Origin of the sequence: Streptomyces sp. R21 (genome assembly GCF_041051975.1) — a bacterium.
Classification (GTDB): domain Bacteria; phylum Actinomycetota; class Actinomycetes; order Streptomycetales; family Streptomycetaceae; genus Streptomyces.
In genome coordinates, this window is the sequence record NZ_CP163435.1 from 7575648 (window position 1) to 7591425 (window position 15778).

At 70.6% G+C, this 15778-nt stretch carries 18 protein-coding genes and 1 pseudogene; 10 read left to right on the forward strand and 9 right to left on the reverse strand.

Translation table 11 applies throughout. From position 1 onward, the window contains the following. Positions 1-168 precede the first annotated feature (168 nt). Entirely contained in the window at positions 169-621 is a 453-nt protein-coding gene (locus tag AB5J56_RS33620; RefSeq protein ID WP_369238243.1) for an iron chaperone, read from the forward strand. Positions 622-765: 144 nt separating this feature from the next. On the opposite strand, the gene AB5J56_RS33625 is transcribed toward AB5J56_RS33620, so the two are convergent. Both AB5J56_RS33625 and AB5J56_RS33630 read right to left on the reverse strand, forming a co-directional pair. Further along, entirely contained in the window at positions 766-1176 is a 411-nt protein-coding gene (locus tag AB5J56_RS33625; protein WP_369242960.1) for a hypothetical protein, read from the reverse strand. Between the two features lie 83 nt (positions 1177-1259). Then, entirely contained in the window at positions 1260-2090 is an 831-nt protein-coding gene (locus AB5J56_RS33630) for an ATP-binding protein (RefSeq protein ID WP_369238245.1), read from the reverse strand. Between the two features lie 160 nt (positions 2091-2250). Here AB5J56_RS33630 and AB5J56_RS33635 point away from each other — a divergent pair, with 160 nt between their 5' ends. The 3 genes from AB5J56_RS33635 (at position 2251) to AB5J56_RS33645 (ending at position 4332) form a co-directional block, all read left to right on the forward strand. After that, on the forward strand, positions 2251-3111 hold the full coding sequence (locus AB5J56_RS33635) for a helix-turn-helix transcriptional regulator (RefSeq protein ID WP_369238247.1): 861 nt from the start codon (positions 2251-2253) through the stop codon (positions 3109-3111). Continuing rightward, positions 3112-3393, forward strand: a complete 282-nt coding sequence (locus AB5J56_RS33640; protein WP_369238249.1) for a DUF397 domain-containing protein — start codon at positions 3112-3114, stop codon at positions 3391-3393. 135 nt (positions 3394-3528) lie between these two features. Then, positions 3529-4332, forward strand: coding sequence for an SAM-dependent methyltransferase (locus tag AB5J56_RS33645; RefSeq protein ID WP_369238251.1), 804 nt, complete (start codon positions 3529-3531; stop codon positions 4330-4332). Between the two features lie 10 nt (positions 4333-4342). On the opposite strand, the pseudogene AB5J56_RS33650 reads toward AB5J56_RS33645, so the two are convergent. Beyond that, positions 4343-5777: pseudogene (locus tag AB5J56_RS33650) on the reverse strand (PLP-dependent aminotransferase family protein). Positions 5778-5818: 41 nt separating this feature from the next. On the opposite strand from AB5J56_RS33650, the gene AB5J56_RS33655 reads away from it, so the two are divergent. Beyond that, positions 5819-6349, forward strand: coding sequence for a carboxymuconolactone decarboxylase family protein (locus AB5J56_RS33655; protein ID WP_369238253.1), 531 nt, complete (start codon positions 5819-5821; stop codon positions 6347-6349). A gap of 21 nt (positions 6350-6370) precedes the next feature. Here the strand turns inward: AB5J56_RS33655 and AB5J56_RS33660 are convergent, their stop codons facing one another. From AB5J56_RS33660 to AB5J56_RS33670, 3 genes are all read right to left on the reverse strand, one after another. After that, positions 6371-7858, reverse strand: a complete 1488-nt coding sequence (locus AB5J56_RS33660; RefSeq protein WP_369238255.1) for a glutamate synthase subunit beta — start codon at positions 7856-7858, stop codon at positions 6371-6373. A 188-nt stretch (positions 7859-8046) separates the two neighbouring features. Next, positions 8047-8526 carry a DUF1772 domain-containing protein gene (locus AB5J56_RS33665; protein WP_369238257.1) on the reverse strand — a complete coding sequence of 160 codons (480 nt, stop codon included), beginning with the start codon at positions 8524-8526 and terminating at the stop codon, positions 8047-8049. 211 nt (positions 8527-8737) lie between these two features. After that, positions 8738-9460, reverse strand: a complete 723-nt coding sequence (locus AB5J56_RS33670) for a DUF2293 domain-containing protein (RefSeq protein WP_369238259.1) — start codon at positions 9458-9460, stop codon at positions 8738-8740. Between the two features lie 229 nt (positions 9461-9689). On the opposite strand from AB5J56_RS33670, the gene AB5J56_RS33675 reads away from it, so the two are divergent. Then, positions 9690-10385, forward strand: coding sequence for a DUF4232 domain-containing protein (locus AB5J56_RS33675; RefSeq protein ID WP_369238261.1), 696 nt, complete (start codon positions 9690-9692; stop codon positions 10383-10385). Between the two features lie 110 nt (positions 10386-10495). Here AB5J56_RS33675 and AB5J56_RS33680 read toward each other — a convergent pair whose 3' ends face one another. Further along, entirely contained in the window at positions 10496-11116 is a 621-nt protein-coding gene (locus AB5J56_RS33680) for an antibiotic biosynthesis monooxygenase (RefSeq protein WP_369238263.1), read from the reverse strand. A gap of 308 nt (positions 11117-11424) precedes the next feature. Then, complete coding sequence (locus AB5J56_RS33685) at positions 11425-12093, reverse strand: NAD(P)-dependent oxidoreductase (RefSeq protein ID WP_369238265.1); 669 nt, start codon at positions 12091-12093, stop codon at positions 11425-11427. A 225-nt stretch (positions 12094-12318) separates the two neighbouring features. On the opposite strand from AB5J56_RS33685, the gene AB5J56_RS33690 reads away from it, so the two are divergent. From AB5J56_RS33690 to AB5J56_RS33705, 4 genes are all read left to right on the forward strand, one after another. Beyond that, positions 12319-12663 (forward strand): winged helix-turn-helix transcriptional regulator, encoded by a 345-nt coding sequence (locus tag AB5J56_RS33690; RefSeq protein WP_369242962.1) that lies wholly within the window; start codon positions 12319-12321, stop codon positions 12661-12663. Positions 12664-12673: 10 nt separating this feature from the next. Next, entirely contained in the window at positions 12674-13315 is a 642-nt protein-coding gene (locus tag AB5J56_RS33695) for a uridine kinase (RefSeq protein ID WP_369238267.1), read from the forward strand. Between the two features lie 130 nt (positions 13316-13445). Beyond that, positions 13446-13841 carry a PPOX class F420-dependent oxidoreductase gene (locus AB5J56_RS33700; protein WP_369238269.1) on the forward strand — a complete coding sequence of 132 codons (396 nt, stop codon included), beginning with the start codon at positions 13446-13448 and terminating at the stop codon, positions 13839-13841. A gap of 143 nt (positions 13842-13984) precedes the next feature. Further along, positions 13985-14413 carry a CBS domain-containing protein gene (locus AB5J56_RS33705; RefSeq protein ID WP_369238271.1) on the forward strand — a complete coding sequence of 143 codons (429 nt, stop codon included), beginning with the start codon at positions 13985-13987 and terminating at the stop codon, positions 14411-14413. 73 nt (positions 14414-14486) lie between these two features. Here AB5J56_RS33705 and corA read toward each other — a convergent pair whose 3' ends face one another. Next, positions 14487-15614 carry a magnesium/cobalt transporter CorA gene (corA, locus tag AB5J56_RS33710; RefSeq protein ID WP_369238273.1) on the reverse strand — a complete coding sequence of 376 codons (1128 nt, stop codon included), beginning with the start codon at positions 15612-15614 and terminating at the stop codon, positions 14487-14489. Positions 15615-15778: the final 164 nt, after the last annotated feature.

The window sequence follows — 15778 nt, forward strand, 5'->3', positions numbered from 1 at the left end:
GAGTGGACGAACGGTGCATCCCCACGTACGCAGCCAGCCACCCTCGTCGGCAACGGATTTTCCGGGCGCGATGACCTTGAACGCGTCGCAACCGAGCGGGGTTTGGAGAAGACTGCATCATCACGCGGACATCCGGATCCGCACATGGGAAACAGGGGGAGAGCTGACATGAGCAGCAGCGAGAGAAGCACGCACGAGGGGTTCACGGCCGAGGAGCGGGCCGCGATGAAGGACCACGCCCAAGAGCTGAAGACGGCGGCGCGCCGCGGATCGCGCGCGGACAAGGCGGCACAGGCGGAGCAGGACGTACTCGCGAAGATCGCCGAGATGCAGGACTCGGACCGGATCATGGCCGAGCGCGTCCATGCCGTCATCACGGCCGGCGCCCCGGACCTTGCGCCGAAGCTCTGGTACGGGATGCCCGCCTACGCGCTGGACGGCAAGGTCGTCTGTTTCTTCCAGAGCGCGGAGAAGTTCAAGGCGCGCTACGCGACGCTCGGCTTCAGCGACCTGGCGAAGCTGGACGAGGGCACGATGTGGGCGGCCGGGTTCGCCCTGACCGAGGTGACGGCCGAAGTCGAGGCGCGGATCGCCGAGCTCGTGAAGCGGGCGCTGGGCTGAGGCGACGTACACCGGTGACCGAGCATGCGCTCGGTCACCGGGTACCGCCTGGTCACCGGGCGGTGGCGGCCTTCCGGTGACTCGGCGGGCCTTGTGACGCGCTTTGAGCGCGCCTCACGCGCTGATCCGCGCTTTGAGTGAGCCTCACGCGCTGATCGGGCGCGACCAGACGGGGGTCGTGCCCGTCACCCGGCACAGCGCCAGATAGAGGGGGATCGGCGGGGTGTACGGAAGGGTGCCGTCCGGGGTGTGGATGAGCCCGGGAACGCCGGGCGCGTCCGGGACGAGCGCTCCCGTGGCGTAGTGCGTGGGCGCGGGCCAGTCCAGGGCGACGTCGGAGTCGGAGGGCACGATCCACCACCAGTGCGACCTGTCGGCGTAGACACAGCCGACGCGCGGCAGCCGGGGCAGTACCAGCGGTCCCAGGTGGGCGGGGGCGACCACCGCGTCGCAGCCGAGCGGTGCCGTCATGCCGTCGGGCAGGGCGAGACGTCTGGGCGCCCCGGACGTCCGCTGGGAGCGCTTGAGGCGCACCAGCGTGTCCAGGGTCAGGATCTGGGCGGTTCCGAAGGCGCTGCCGGCCCCGGACTGAGATCGAGGCCGAGGCCGAGTTCCTGATCCGTTCACCGACGTCTCCTTCACGCGCCTCCCCAATCCCGGCTGTGCTTGATCTGCTCGTTCTCCGTGATGTGCTCGATCGGCTCGATCGGGGAGACCCCCGTGGCCTGCTTGCCCCAGGACGCTTCCGTCCCGTTTCCCTGGGACGCTTCCGCGCCATCGCCGCGGGAGGCTTCCGTCCCGTCCCCCCGCCCGTCGGCCGGCGGCTTCTTCGCGCTCCACCCGAGGTCGCCCCGGGCTTCGGTGTCGGCGGACGCCGGGTGGGACCTGTCGCCGGAACACGACAGGTCCCGGTTGGACGGCACCGACGAGCCGGCCGGATCCCCGGAGGGAGTCCCGTCCGCCCCGCGCGGCAGCTCCGCCCAGACCAGCAGTCCCGGCCCGGTGTCCTGGGCCCCCCATGCCCTGCACAGGGCCGAGACGAGGAGCAATCCCCTCCCGTGCTCCTCCTCGGGACGCTCTGGAGAGGGGTGCGGCTCATCGGGAGCGCATCCCTCGTCGAGTACGGCGATCCGTACCAGGTCGTCCCCGTCGTGCAGCTCGCAGACGACGTGCTCGCCGGCGCTGTGCACGATCGCGTTGGTGACCAGCTCGGAGACGACCAGGGTGGCTGTGTCGACGGTGTCCTCGCACACCGCCCAGCCGGTCAGTCTGGAGCGCGTCAGCTGCCGTGCCCGGGAGACGGAGCCCGGATGGGCGGCCAGCTCGAAGCGGAACCGGCGTTCGGCGGCCGCGCCGGGGCTGAACCCTGGGGCGGCGCGCAGACCGGAACGGTCTTCGGCGGCGTCTGTTCCTAACGGCGCGGACGGAGTCACGCTTGCCACTATCGCCCCGCCGTGAACACTTGGCAAGTGTCACTATGGAAAATGCAGAGTGCCATGTGACGCCGCGAGGGCGCGTGGCACACTGCTCGCAACAACCAGTTGAGCGGCGCCAGTTGGGATCTGCGGAGCAGCAGAAGAAGCATCCGGACGGCGCCGCCCGGGCTGTCCGGACTCAGGGAGGTGGGACGTGAGCGAACCGCGGTCCGCGCCGACGGTCGGTCAGGTCGTCCTCGGCCGACGCCTGCTGGACCTGCGGGAACGCGCGGGTCTCAAGCGCGAGGAGGCCGCCCGCATCCTGCGGGTCGCGCCCGCCACGGTCCGGCGTATGGAGATGGCCGAGGTCTCCCTCAAAATTCCGTACCTCCAGCTCCTGCTGAAGTCGTACGGCATCTCCGACGACGAGGCTGAGGCCTTCGTCCAACTGGCGGAGGAGGCCAACAAGCCCGGCTGGTGGCAGCGGTTCCACGACATCCTGCCGGGCTGGTTCTCGATGCACGTCAGCCTGGAGGGCGCGGCCGCGCTCATCCGCTCGTACGAACCCCACTTCGTGCCGGGGCTGTTGCAGACCGAGGACTACGCGCGCGGCGTGCTGTTGTCGGGCGCCATCGGCCAGACCAGGCCCGAGGACATCGAGCGCCATGTGGCGCTGCGCATGCAACGGCAGGACCTGCTCACCCGGGAGGGCGCACCCCGGTTCTGGGTCGTCATGGACGAGACGGCCGTGCGCCGCCACGTCGGCGGCCCGGAGGTGATGCGCGCCCAGATCGACAAATTGCTCGACATCGCGAAGCTGCCCAACGTGACTTTGCAGGTCGCCCCGTTCGCCGCGGGGCCGCACCCGGGTACGTACGGGCCCTTCGTGCTGTTCCGCTTTGCCATGCCGGAACTCCCGGACATGGTCTACAGCGAGTACCTGACCGGCGCGGTCTATCTGGACTCGCGCTCGGAGGTGGCGACCCACCTCGAGGTCATGGACCGCATGGCGGCTCAGGCCGCCACGGCACATCGCACGAAGGAGATCCTCACGGATCTCCGCAAGGAGCTGTGAATGGAACGCATCAAGCCGCGGATACGCAACGGGCGCGAGGGGCGCGACGTGCGGATCTACAACGGGATGCCTGCACGTGAACTGGGCAGTGAGGGCTGGCACAAGCCGTGGAGCGGTGGCAACGGAGGCAACTGCCTGGAGGCGATGAAGCTCGCCGACGGACGTATCGCGGTCCGGCAGTCCGCGGACCCCGACGGCCCGGCGCTGATCTACACCCCGGGCGAGATGACCGCGTTCATCCAGGGGGCGAAGGCCGGAGAGGCGGACTTCCTGCTGTCCTGAACTGCACCCTTGCGCGGCCCTGTGCTGTTCCCCTTCTCCCCGCGATCCGTTCAACCTTGTTCAAGTTCCCTAATCTTGATGCGAGTTGACCACCTTGATGAGCCGCATGAGTTCCACGAGTTTACGGAGACTGTCATGACCGGGCAGGCGCCCATCGAGATCGACACGAGCAAGCCCCATCCCGCGCGGATGTACGACTGGTTCCTGGGCGGCAAGGACAACTACCCCGTCGACGAGGAGATGGGCAGACAACTGGTCGCCCTCGAACCGCGGGTCCCGGCGATGGCGCAGGTCAACCGCGCGTTCATGCACCGAGCCACCCGCTGGCTGGCGATGAACGGCGTACGGCAGTTCCTGGACATCGGCACCGGTATCCCGACCGAGCCCAACCTGCACCAGATCGCCCAGCAGGTCGCGCCGGACGCCCGCGTCGTCTACTGCGACAACGACCCCATCGTGCTGGCCCACGCCGAGGCCCTGCTGCGCAGCACGCCCGAGGGGGTCACGGAGTACCTCCAGGCCGATGTGCGGGAACCGGCCACCATCATCGAAGAGGCCAGGAAGGTCCTGGACTTCACCCAGCCCGTCGCGCTGTCGCTCATCGCCCTGCTGCACTTCATCGCCGACGAGGACGGCGCGTACGAACTCGTCGAGAAGCTGCTGGCCGAACTGCCGTCCGGCAGCTACCTGATGCTCTCGCACGCCTCGGACGAGACCGACCCGGAGAAGGGCGCGAAGGCGATGGCGATCTACCGCGCCCGCGGCATGACCCTGGCGCTGCGCGACGGCGAGCAGATCGGCCGCTTCTTCGACGGTCTCGAACTCGTCGACCCCGGCGTCGCGTTGGCCGTCGACTGGAAGCCGGAACTCGGCGAGATCGTCGAGTACGGGGGCGAGGGGCCCGTACCGGGGTACGGGGCGGTGGGGCGCAAGCCCTGAATCCTGGCCCTCACCCCGGCGGCAGCACCCCGCACAACGCCTCCAGCGCCGCCCCGTACGCATGCTCCGGGGGAGTCGCATAGCCCACGACCAGCCCATCGGGTCCGTCCGGTCCCGGCAGCGCTGACGTGCCCGCCTCCGGGTGCCGGAACTCCGCGAGCCCGTCCAGCGCGATCCCCTGCCAGGTCGCCGCCTTGACCGTCGACCGCTCCGTTCCCGGCGGCAGTCGCAGCACCGCGTGCAGCCCGGCGGCGATCCCCGTGACCTCGATGTGCGGTGCTTGCGCGGCGAGTGCGGCGACGAGACGGTCACGTCGGCCGCGGTACCGCTGCCGCATGCGCCGCACGTGGCGGTCGTAAGCCCCGGAAGTGATGAAGTCCGCGAACGCCAGCTGATCGAGGACGCTCGCCCACGCCTCGCGTTCTCCCTTGGCGGCGAGGACCCCGTCGACGTAGCGCTCCGGGAGGACCATCCAGCCCAGCCGCAGTGCGGGGGACAGGCTCTTGCTGACCGATCCGATGTGGATGACGTGCTCCGGGTCCAGCCCCTGCACGGCCCCGACGGGCTTGCGGTCGTAGCGGAACTCCCCGTCGTAGTCGTCCTCGAGAATCACGCTGCCACGCGCGCGTGCCCAGTCGATCACGGCGGCGCGCCGCGCGGAGTGCAGGGGACCGCCAGTGGGGAACTGGTGTGCGGGCGTGAGGAGTACGGCCCGCTCCCGGCCCAACGCGTGCACCTGGGCGCCGTCTTCGTCGAGCGGCAGCGGAACGGTTGTCACGGACGCGGTGGCCAGCAGCGCGCGATGGAAACCGAGGCCGTACGACTCCACGGCCAGCGATCCGCGCAACACCCCGCCGGGGCCGGTGAACAGCAGCCTCAGGGCGTGCGCGAAGCCCGAGCAGATCACGATCCGCTCGGGGTCCGTACGCACGCCACGCGCGCGTGCCAGGTAGTCGGCGAGGGCATGGCGCAGCTCCACGCGCCCGGCCGGATCACCGGGCCCGAAGGCTTCGTTGGGCGCCTGCTGGAGCGCCCGCCGGTACGACGTGGACCAGGCGGCGCGTGAAAGACCCCGGGTCCGGGGTGCCCTGCCGCAGATCGTGCCGGGGTCCACGCGCGCGTGGAGGTGCTTTTCGGGGTACGCGCGCGGCGGCGCCCGGCGGCTTCGCCCGCTCGGCGACCCGCGTACCCGAACCCTGCCGCGCGGTCAGCCACCCCTCGGCGACGAGCTCGGCGTACGCGTCGGCGACCGTGTTGCGGGCAACCCCGAGGTCGGCGGCGAGCGAGCGGTACGGCGGGAGCCGGGTGCCCGGAGCTAGCCGCCCCGAGCGCACGGCCTCGCGCAGCGCACGGATCAGCGCGGCCCGACGCCCACCCGCCCCGGCCACCTCCAGGTGCAGATCGACACCGATGCGCTCCGCAGAATTGACCCATGATTCCACCATGGCAATGAACCATACCGCCGGTCTCTGAACCCCATAGATTCATGGTCATGACGACGAACACGATGAGCACCACGGGCGCGACGCAGACGACGGCCGTCCGGCACACGATCAACAACCACAGCCAGACCCGGCTCGACTTCGCCAAGGCAGCCCCGAAGGCCTTCCGGGCCCTCATCGGCTTCGACGCCGCGGCCCGCCAGGGACTCGACCCCGCCCTCGTCGAACTGATCCAGATCCGCGCCTCGCACCTCAACCACTGCGCGTACTGCCTCCACATGCACACCAACGACGCGCGCAAGGCGGGCGAGAGCGAGGACCGGCTGCACATGGTGGCGGTGTGGCGCGAGGCCCGCCACTTCTTCACGGAGAAGGAGTGCGCGGCCCTCGCCCTCACCGAGGCGGTCACCCTGGTCGCCGACGGCGGCGTCCCGGACGACGTCTACGCGCAGGCCGCCGCCCACTTCGGCGACGAGGAACTGGCCCAGGTGCTGGCCCTGATCTTCACGATCAACACCTGGAACCGGATCGCCCTGTCGACGGCGAAGGTGGCGGGCACGGACCAGCGCAAGTGAGCACCTGCCTCAAGGGTCCGGTTACGCCGTCATCGGGCGGTCGTACGGCCCGATCGGCGCCGGCAGCCGTGCGTGACCCGTGAGGTGGCGGTCCACCGCGGCCGCCACCGCGCGGCCCTCGGCGATGGCCCAGACGATGAGGGAGGCGCCGCGGGCCGCGTCCCCGGCGACGTACACCCCGGGGACGTTGGTCGCGAAGTCCGTGTCGCGGGCGATCGTGCCGCGTGCGTCGAGGGTGAGGCCGAGCTGGTCGATCAGGCCGTCGTGGCGGTCGGGGCCGGAGAAGCCGAGGGCGAGCAGTACGAGGTCGGCGGGGAGCGTCCGCTCGGAGCCGGGGATCGGGTGGCGCCGCCCGTCCACCTCGACGAGGTGCAGCGCGTTCACCCGCCCCGTCTCGTCGCCGGTGAGGCGGAGCGTGGACGCGGCGAAGAGCCGGGCGTCCGCGTCGGCCGCGGGGGCCGTCTCCAGGTCGCGGGCCTCCTCGTGCGCGGCGGAGAGCCGGTAGACCTTCGGATACGTCGGCCAGGGCTCGATGTCCTCGTCGCGCTCCGCCGCCGGGAGCGGATAGATGTCCAGCTGTGTCACGGACTTGGCGCCCTCGCGCACCGCCGTTCCCAGGCAGTCCGCTCCGGTGTCGCCGCCACCGACGATGACGACGTGCTTTCCGGCGGCCGACAGCGGGGACTCATCGAGGTCCCCCTCGCACACCCGGTCGGCGAACGGCAGGTACTCCATTGCCTGGTGAATGCCCGTCAGTTCGCGTCCCGGCACGGGCAGTTCACGCCAGGCGGTGGCGCCCACGGCCAGTACGACGGCGTCGTAGCGTGCCCGTAGGTCGGCGGCCCCGATGTCCCGCCCGATCACTGTCGACGTCCTGAACTTCGTGCCCTCCGCCCGCATCTGCTCAAGGCGTCGGTCGAGGTGGCGCTTCTCCATCTTGAACGCGGGGATGCCGTAGCGCAGCAGTCCGCCGATGCGGTCGGACCGCTCGTACACGGCGACGGTGTGCCCGACCCGGGTCAACTGCTGTGCCGCGGCAAGGCCGGTGGGGCCCGATCCGATCACGGCGACCGTCCGCCCGGTGAGCCGGTCCGGCGGGCGCGGCGGCGTGAACCCGTCCGCCCAGGCGCGGTCGGCGATGGCGACCTCGACGTTCTTGATGGTGACGGCGGGCTGGTTGATCGCGAGGACGCAGCCCGCCTCGCACGGGGCGGGACACAACCGCCCGGTGAACTCGGGGAAGTTGTTCGTGGCGTGCAGCCGGTCGCTCGCCGCCCGCCAGTCCTCCCGGGAGACCAGGTCGTTCCACTCGGGGATCAGATTGCCCAGCGGGCAGGCGCCGTGGCAGAACGGGATCCCGCAGTCCATGCAGCGGTCGGCCTGCCTGCTGACGATCGGCAGCAGCGCCCCGGGGACGTACACCTCGTTCCAGTCACGCACCCGCTCCTCGACGGGCCGGCGCGGGTACTCCTCGCGGGGTGTGGTGAGAAAACCCTTGGGATCGGCCATCGCCGTCTCCCTCACGTACGTGCGCGCACGGGCCGCACCACCGGGGGACGGCATCGGCCCACGGCTTTCGGGCGGCACTCCTTTCCCGCCACGATACGACGCTCGCGCGAGCCCCGCCGCTCAGGTGAGAACGAGCGTCCCTCGGCTCAGTGCGCGCATGCCACTCAGGGCAGGCCCCGGCATCCCGCTCACGTCAGGGCGAGCATGTACGACAGCGCCGCAGCCGCCGCCGCGATCGTGCGGATGTGGTTCCACATCGTCCACTCGCGCACGTACGACCGCCAGTAGGTGGCGGCTTCCGGGGTGCCCGGGTCCATCCTGAGCAGCGCGTCGTTGCGCGGGACGTTCGCGACGACGGTCACCCCGAACGATCCGACCAGATACAGCGCACTGCCCAGCAGCAGCTCCACCGTCCCCTCGTCCGGCAGCAGCACGAACGTGACCACGGCGAGCACGGCGCACAGTCCGGCCGACCCCACGAACACGAGCATGAACGCCGGGCGTACGGCAGCGGAGTTGATCGAGTTCATGGCGGCGACCCCCTGCGCGGGCGGCAGGTCGGCGAGTCCTCTCATCACGAACGTCGAGAACCCGCAGAAGACCCCGGCCACGATCCCGCAGCCGAGCACCCCCAGCACCGTCAGCACGAAGTACGGTCCACCGATCATGTTCACTCCCGCTCGATCCCCCGAAGTCAAAGATCCTGCACGGCAGTCACCGTCACCACAAGTGAAATGTTGTACGAGCACAGTGACCATGGCTGAGATGTGCGGGGGCATGCGCGGGCGTCCAGAGTCCCGGCGGCGCCGCGACCCGGGGTGCTCGGGCGTCCCCCTCGGTCGCCGCGGCCCGCCGTCGGCCGGGCGCGAGGGCCCTCCGTCACGCAGGCGCCGCGATCCCGCCGTCCTCCCACCCCTGCCCCCACTCCCGCTCCCATTCCCGCAGTCGCGCCTCCACCGCCGCCGCGATCCGGCGACGGGCCTCGTGCCGCGGCACACCGCTCATCAACAGCTGGTCGTACGGCGTGTCCGTGTGGCGTACGGATGCCCGCACCGCCGAGGTCACCGCGGCCGCGGACAGGGCGCGGCCGGCGGCGCTGCGCCCGACGCGACCGCTGCCGCGCAGCGAGGCGTGCGCGGCGATCGCCTGCGCCCGGTCGGCCGGACAACCGGGAAACAGCCGCCGGATCTCCCGCGCGAAAGCGTCCGTGAACCGCACGTCCTCCGCGGCCCGCCGCTGCGCGTCCCGCGCCCGCCGCCGGCGCCGCACCTCCGCGTCCGCCAGGCACTGTTCCTCCGCCCGGGCTCGCGCCGCCTCCTCGACGAGCACGCCCTGCCGCTCGTACCGGCTGCGCCGCCGGTTGAACCGCACCACCACCGCCGACAGCGCACTGCCCTCCCGCGCCCGCCGCGTGAGTGCGGTGTCGCCCCGCGGCAGGAACACCAGATGCCCGAGGTCGGCACAGTCGAGGCAGCGCGGCGTCCCGTTCTCCAGCACCAGCAGCCCCAGCGGCCCGCCCCGGCACTCGGCGCAGTGTCGTCTCTTGACGGGCTGGAAGACGAGAAGGCCGCTGCGGGGCGGGGGAGTTGGGAGCGGTGCCATAGATGGTTCATTCCCCCGCGCGACCCCGAGCGATCCCGTGCGATCCACTGCGCCCCCGTCCGACCCCGGGCCCACACCGCGGCGGCGGAACGGAAGCGCGGCCTCCTTGTTCTTGGCATGTACTTGACCCGTAACGATCCTGTGGGAAGAGGTGTTCAGCGATCTCGCTGGTGCAGAATCGGCTGGTCAGCCAGCCACTCGAACCACGCAGGACATACGGGGGACCGCCATGCGCGCAGCGCGCAAGAACTGGAAGACGTACGCCCTGGGGGTCGCAGCCGTCGCCGCGCTCCTGTCGTCCACGGCCTGCGAGTCGGGCGGTACGGACGACGCCGCGAGATCCACCCCGTCCGCCGCCGCGAGCGCGACCGGCTCGGCCGAGCCCGGCGACGGCTCGGGGATCTCGAGCAGCAGCTCGGCCAATTCCGGCGGGTCGGGCGACTCGGGCAGCTCGGGCGACTCCGGCGGGGCCGCCACCACGGCCTGCGCCGACCCGGACCTCTCGATCACCACGTCGCTCTGGCAGCACGACGAGGGCCGGCACCTCCTCATCACGGCCACCAACATCAGCGACAAGCCCTGCACCCTCTACCACTATCCGTACGTCAGCTTCGGCGCCGACATCGAGAACCCGCTCGGTCCGATGGAGTCCAAGCCGCAGGCGATCGCCACGATCAAACCGAAGGGGAAGGCGTACGCGGGCCTGCTCCTCTTCCGGCCGGACGAGAAGACGAACACCTTCAAGTCGTTCGCCCTCGGCTACCAGGACCGCGTCCCCAACAGCGGCGGCGATGCCGCACCGCTCGACATCGCCTTCTCCGACGACATCGACTCCGTCGCCGTCGGACCCAACCCCCTGATCACCTACTGGAACGTCGACCTCGGCGCGGTCCAGAACTTCATGATCAAGGCGGGCAAGAGCTAGCACTGCAACGGTGTTCGGCGTGACTGGTGCCGGCTGGTCGGTGGTCCGAGGCTCATCCGGCCACGGACCGCGGGTCCCCGACTGGGCGAGGGTTGCAGTACTAGGCCTGACTAGGCCTGCGGCCGGTGCGCCGTGATCAGCTCGAACTCCTCCATGCTCCGCAGTGTGGCGTGTGTCTTCGTGAGGAATGCGCCGCGGATCGCCGACTGCGGCCCTCGCGACGCGGCCAGTGCGTCTCTGTCGCGGAACAGCGCGCCGACATGGGCGCGCCCCGCCGCGGCGTTCAGGAAGAGCGTCGCGCTGACCGCACCGTCGACGGCCTCCAGTTGGGGACGGCCCCGCTCATCGAACATCTGCCGGTACGAGGCGGCGTCGGACGGGTCGAAGTCCACCTGCCCGGTCCGCAGCCACATGCCGGGCTTCACCTGGGGCGCGGGCGTGTATGACACGGCCTCCCAGTCGTCGGCGGTCACGGTGTCCGCGAAGGGCGACAGCAGCTGCTTGCGGCGCTCGCGCAGCCGTCCGTCGCTCTCTGCCCGGGCGCTCTCGCTCTCCCACCACGAGCCCATGAGGAGCTTGCCGAGCTCACGGTCCGCGAACAGCCCGAAGCGGTGGTAGCCGGGGCTCTGGGAGAGCAGCCCGGGGGCCTCGGTACGGAGCGCGTCGAGCACACCGTCGAGCTTGGCCGGGTCGCCCGTGGCGTAGATGGTGCGCACGTACATGGTCTGCATGGCTCGTCCTGTCAGGAGGAGGGTCCCGCGGCGGTGGCACGCGGCTCCCTTCCATGCGAAGCCGAACCGGGACGCTTCGCGAGACGAGTGACCCATTCGGTGGTGGCGCGCTTTTGCCACCCGCCGTCATCGAGCCGGCCGCTATCGGCTATCCGCCCTTCGAACGAGCCCCGCGTCGGCGCTCGGTCAGGCAACGGCTCGGTCCGCGCCCACGCCGCGGCGGTCAACGGCAACCCGGGCCCATGGTCGGCCGATCCGCACGAAGTGCCCCGGTCGACCACCTCGTCGAACGCCTCCGGATACTTCCCTCAGCTGAGCACCGACACCCGCGTCCTGTGCCGTGTCGGCGTCTCGATCTCGTCCAGCACCGCCACCGCGAGGTCCGCGTACGACAGCACCTGCGCCCCGCCGGGCGCCCGCTCGCCGCCGAGGCGATACCGCCCGGTGCGCGGGGCGTCCTGCTCCAGGCCTCCGCCCGGCGTGAGCACCACCCAGTCGACTCCACCGTCCCCGGCTGCCCGCAGCCGCGCGAGCCCCGCCGTGTGCGCCAGCGCGAAGGGCCGTATCGCCGCCGGAAACGCCACGGGATCATCCATGACCGGCTGCCCGTCCGTCCCCAGGAGGTCCGCGAACAGCCCCACGGCGACGAGGCGGCCCACCCCCGCCTCGGCGAGACCGTCCAGCAGCGCGTCCGCCGCCTTGACGAAGAAGTCCGGATCGAGCGCGTCGAAGCCCGGCTCCGGCCCGCTGAACGGCGACACGGCGTGCACGGCGGCGACCCGCCCGCGCGCGACGGCGCCGGTCGCCCCCGCGTCGGTCACGTCCCCTCGCACGACCGTCACCCCCTCCGCCGCGAGATCCGGATACCGCGCCGGATCCCGCACCACGGCCGTCACCTCCAGCCCGCGCCCCCGCGCCTCGGCCGTCACCGCGCGCCCAGCTCGCCCTCCGGCCCCGAAGACGACGATCCCGCCCATGCCCAACCCCCTTGCCCGACCGTGGACTTCACGGCCTGACCCGGACGTTAGGGGCCAGATGCCCGGTTACTTCAACGGTACGGGCGCTAACCTCGACCGATGGCCCAAGTGACGGACGAGACCCCGACGGACGAGACCTCGACGTATGGGACCACGACGGACGGGACCACGACGACGGACGGGACCACGACGGACGAGGCACCCCTCACCCGCTTGGACCCCGAAATGTTCGACCCCGTCTGCCCCTCCTCTGCGATGCCCTTCCGGGTCGGCGACAAGTGGACCGGCATGGTGATCCGGTGTCTGGAGGGCGGCCCGCGCCGCTTCACCGAACTGCGCGTCCCGCTGCGCTCCGTCACCCCCAAGGTGCTGAGCGAGACGCTCCGTGCCATGGAACGCGACGGTCTGGTCACCCGTACCGCGTACGACGAGAACCCGCCCCGTGTCGAATACGCCCTCACCTCCCTCGGCCGCACACTGATCCCGCTCCTCGACGCGGCCCGCACCTGGAGTGCCGCGCACCTCCCGCGGCTCCTCGCCGCCCGGGACGCCCACGAGAACGCGTCCTGAGCGCGGCATCATGGGCTCTGTGCGACTCGAAGCGATCACCTGGGAACGGCTCGGCGACCATCTCGCCGACCGGCTGCTCGACCTGAAGCCGGATGACGGGGGCCCCTGGCCGCGCGTCGCCTTCGACGGGGCCCCAGCCGCCCACCCCGGCGATCTCGCCCAACGTGTGTCCGAGGCCCTGCGTATACGCGGCCGGTCCTCCCTCGTCGTCGGCGCGGAGGGCTTCCTGCGCCCCGCGTCTCTCCGGTTCGAGTACGGCCACCGGGACGTGGAGGCGTACTACGACGGCTGGCTCGACAGCGGAGCCCTCTGGCGCGAGGTCTTCGGCCCCCTCGAACCCGGCGGCGACGGCCGCGTCCTGCCCGACCTGTGGGACCCGGCCACCGACCGCGCCACCCGCAGCCCCTACGTCCAACTCCCGCCCGGCAGCATCCTGTTGATGCACGGCCCGCTCCTCCTGCGCCACTGGTTCCCCTTCGACCTGAGCGTCCACGTCCTCCTCTCCCCGGCCGCCCTGCGCCGCCGCACCCCCGAGGCCGAGCACTGGACCCTCCCCGCCTTCGAGCGCTACGAGAGCGAGACGGACCCGGCCGCCACGGCCGACGTCCTGGTGCGCGCCGATGACCCACGCCACCCCGCGTGGAACGGCTGAACTCCCTTCAGCCGGACTCTCTTCAGCCCAACTCCCCTCAGTCGAACGCCCTTTGATCGGCCTTCTTCAGTCGGAATCTTTTCAGCGGAACCCCTTTTATATGCACGTGCATGTAGTTAAGCTGCGGGACATGACGATCTCCTTCGATGAATCGGTCCGTTCCCTCCTCGATGCCAAGAACTTCGCCAGTGTCGCCACCCTCGGCCCCACCGGCGCTCCCCAGAACTCGGTGGTCTGGATCAAACGTGAGGGCGACACCGTCCTCTTCTCCTCGACCGCCGGCCGTCAGAAGGTGCGCAACCTTCTACGCGACCCCCGCATCAGCGTCTCCGTCTTCGACCTCGCAAACCCCTACACCTCGGTGGAGATCCGCGGCACCGCCGAGATCCTCCCCGACGACGCCAAGCGCCTCCCGCACGAGCTCTCGCACAAGTACCTCGGCATCGACCCTCCGGGCGAGAAGGACGACGAGGTCCGCGTGATCATCCGCATCGTCCCGCAGAAGATCGTCGGTTTCGCTGCCTGACTTCGGCCGTGGCGGCGCTGGGTAAACGTCTGAAACCGGGAACTTCCGGGTGCGCATCCCCCGGGGCGCGCCCAGAATGTAGGGCGCCGGGACTAGCGGAGCGTTCTGCACCGCGCCGGCCGCCCGGCACCGGGAGGTACTTCATGACCACCGCCGGAGACATCATGCACCGCGGCGCCCAGTGGATCCCCGCCCACGAGACCCTGGACCGCGCAGCGCAGCTGATGCGCGAGCTGAACGTGGGCGCCCTGCCCATCAGCGACGAGAACGAACGGCTCTGCGGCATTCTCACGGACCGCGACATCGTCGTCGGCTGTGTGGCCATGGGTCACGACCCGGCGCGTATCACCGCCGGCGAGATGGCTCAGGGCACGCCGCGCTGGATCGAGTCGGACGCCGATGTCGACGAGGTGCTCATGGAGATGAAGGGGCACCAGATCCGCCGGCTTCCGGTGATCGAGAACAAGCGCCTCGTCGGCATGATCAGCGAAGCCGACCTGGCCCAGCACCTGACGGACGACCAGCTCGCCGCCTGGGTCGAGAGTGTCTACGCGAAGGGCGCGACACGCTAGACCCCGGCTGCGACGACGGACCGTGGACCCTCGTCCGGCCGGCCGTGCCGGGCGAGGGATGCCGTCGGACGTCTCACAGCCAGCCGTTGCGCCGGAACCCCCGGTACAGGACGAGACAGGCGACGCTGATGACGCCGATGACTATGGGGTAGCCGAACCGCCAGTGCAGTTCCGGCATGTTGTCGAAGTTCATGCCGTACACCCCGCAGACCATCGTGGGTACGGCGATGACCGCGGCCCATGCCGTGATCTTCCGCATGTCCTCGTTCTGCGACACCGTCACCTGCGCGAGGTGTGCCTGCAGGATCGAGTTGAGCAGTTCGTCGAAGGCGGCGATCTGCTCGGTGACCCGCAGCAGATGGTCGGAGACGTCCCGGAAGTACGCCTGTATCTCCGGGTCCACCACCCGGATCGGCCGGGTGGCGAGATCCAGGATCGGTCGGCCGAGCGGCACCACGGCCCGCTTCAGCTCCAGGAGTTCGCGCTTGAGCTGGTAGATGCGGCCGGGGTCGGCGCGTGCGCCGTTCTCCGCGAACACATCGGTTTCGACCTGGTCGATGTCCTCCTGCATCGCGTCGGTGACGGTCAGATAGTCGTCGACGACATGGTCCGCGATCGCGTGCAGCACCGCGGCCGGACCCTTGGCGAGCTGGGTTGTGTCGGCCTCCAGCCCCTCGCGCAGCGGCCCCAGCGACCCGTGCCGTCCGTGGCGCACCGTGATGACGAAGTCGTGTCCGACGAAGACCATGATCTCGCCGGTGTCGACCACCTCGCTGGTCGCCGTCAGTTCCTTGTGCTCGACGTAGCAGACCGTTTTGAACACAGCGAACAGCGTGTCGCCGTACCGCTCCACCTTCGGGCGCTGATGGGCGTCCACCGAGTCCTCGACGGCCAGCGGGTGCAGGTCGAAGAGCTCGGCGATGCCGGCGAACTCTCGCTGCGTCGGCTCGTGCAGCCCGAGCCAGACGAACCCCTCGTCGTTCTTGCGGATCCGCTGCACGGTGTCCACGAGATCCCGGCCGCCAGGGACTCTGGCGCCGTCCCGATACGCCACGCAGTTGACCACCGCGGAGCCCAGCGGAGACCGGGCCGGGTGGCTGAGGTCCACGCGATCACGCCGCCGGGCCAGTCGTGCCACCTTGCGCAGGCCGCCGACCCTCCCGAGACTGGTGACCTTCCGCAGATTCCCTGCCATGGACATCTGGATCTCCTTGCGTGGATCCCCTCGCGCCGCTCGTTGCGCCTTGGCGAGCCAGTCTGCCAGGCGAAATCGATCGCCGGAAAAGCCTGTGGGAACGGAAGGTTCCGGTCCGGTTCATGGTTGTCGTGCCGTACGTCCGTGGGGGCAGGCCCGGTGTGAGCGAC

What these genes read in the sequence shown, in the direction of transcription:
- AB5J56_RS33620 (WP_369238243.1), top strand. Translation starts at nt 169, where the DNA reads ATGAGCAGCAGCGAGAGAAGCACGCACGAGGGGTTCACGGCCGAGGAG.
- AB5J56_RS33640 (WP_369238249.1), top strand. Translation starts at nt 3,112, where the DNA reads ATGGAACGCATCAAGCCGCGGATACGCAACGGGCGCGAGGGGCGCGAC.
- AB5J56_RS33645 (WP_369238251.1), top strand. Translation starts at nt 3,529, where the DNA reads ATGACCGGGCAGGCGCCCATCGAGATCGACACGAGCAAGCCCCATCCC.
- AB5J56_RS33655 (WP_369238253.1), top strand. Translation starts at nt 5,819, where the DNA reads ATGGTCATGACGACGAACACGATGAGCACCACGGGCGCGACGCAGACG.
- AB5J56_RS33660 (WP_369238255.1), bottom strand. Translation starts at nt 7,858, where the DNA reads ATGGCCGATCCCAAGGGTTTTCTCACCACACCCCGCGAGGAGTACCCG.
- AB5J56_RS33665 (WP_369238257.1), bottom strand. Translation starts at nt 8,526, where the DNA reads ATGATCGGTGGACCGTACTTCGTGCTGACGGTGCTGGGGGTGCTCGGC.
- AB5J56_RS33670 (WP_369238259.1), bottom strand. Translation starts at nt 9,460, where the DNA reads ATGGCACCGCTCCCAACTCCCCCGCCCCGCAGCGGCCTTCTCGTCTTC.
- AB5J56_RS33675 (WP_369238261.1), top strand. Translation starts at nt 9,690, where the DNA reads ATGCGCGCAGCGCGCAAGAACTGGAAGACGTACGCCCTGGGGGTCGCA.
- AB5J56_RS33680 (WP_369238263.1), bottom strand. Translation starts at nt 11,116, where the DNA reads ATGCAGACCATGTACGTGCGCACCATCTACGCCACGGGCGACCCGGCC.
- AB5J56_RS33685 (WP_369238265.1), bottom strand. Translation starts at nt 12,093, where the DNA reads ATGGGCGGGATCGTCGTCTTCGGGGCCGGAGGGCGAGCTGGGCGCGCG.
- AB5J56_RS33690 (WP_369242962.1), top strand. Translation starts at nt 12,319, where the DNA reads ATGTTCGACCCCGTCTGCCCCTCCTCTGCGATGCCCTTCCGGGTCGGC.
- AB5J56_RS33695 (WP_369238267.1), top strand. Translation starts at nt 12,674, where the DNA reads ATGGGCTCTGTGCGACTCGAAGCGATCACCTGGGAACGGCTCGGCGAC.
- AB5J56_RS33700 (WP_369238269.1), top strand. Translation starts at nt 13,446, where the DNA reads ATGACGATCTCCTTCGATGAATCGGTCCGTTCCCTCCTCGATGCCAAG.
- AB5J56_RS33705 (WP_369238271.1), top strand. Translation starts at nt 13,985, where the DNA reads ATGACCACCGCCGGAGACATCATGCACCGCGGCGCCCAGTGGATCCCC.
- corA (WP_369238273.1), bottom strand. Translation starts at nt 15,614, where the DNA reads ATGTCCATGGCAGGGAATCTGCGGAAGGTCACCAGTCTCGGGAGGGTC.